Origin of the sequence: Grimontia celer, assembly GCF_900055185.1 — a bacterium.
GTDB classification, from domain to species: domain Bacteria; phylum Pseudomonadota; class Gammaproteobacteria; order Enterobacterales; family Vibrionaceae; genus Enterovibrio; species Enterovibrio celer.
In genome coordinates this window covers 1-529 of record NZ_FIZX01000074.1, presented here as the reverse complement: position 1 = coordinate 529, position 529 = coordinate 1, and the positions used below count along the sequence as shown (strand labels likewise).

1 pseudogene is annotated in these 529 nt (G+C 40.3%); it reads right to left on the bottom strand.

The features are described from left to right. Positions 1 to 284, bottom strand: a pseudogene (locus GCE9029_RS25495) (amino acid ABC transporter substrate-binding protein); the annotation flags it as partial. Positions 285 to 529: the final 245 nt, after the last annotated feature.

The window sequence follows — 529 nt, the reverse complement described above, 5'->3', positions numbered from 1 at the left end:
AGTGCAGGAAAACGTTCTTTTGCAGTCAATGGAACGTATTTAACTTTGGATTTGTCACCCAATACCGCAGCAGCAAGAGCTTGGCAGTATTCTACGTCAATACCTTCCCACTCACCTTTTGAGTTAGGGTTAGAGAAGCCTGGAAGACCAGTACTAACGCCACAGGTTAAAACGCCAGCTTTAGTGACTTTGTCGAGAGTGCCGTCAGCAGCAGATGCTGATGTACTCATCATTGCAGCAGATGCCGCTACTAAAGAAGCAATAAGAGTGAGTTTCTTTGCCATTGTGTATCCTTCCCGTTATTTCCGTGTAAATCAGGTCCACCCTGAATACAATGTGCTAATTGTGTTGCATCAAAAGTCATTAGAATTGATCCGATTCGGAGCAGATTGTAACAACACCTTAAAGCGTAGATAATGATTTGTGATTTCTCAAATTATTAATTTAAATAGGTATTTTGAGTTGCCACATACGTCTAAACATTGGTTAGAATGACGAAATGTGATGATTTTGTAAATAGTGCAACGTT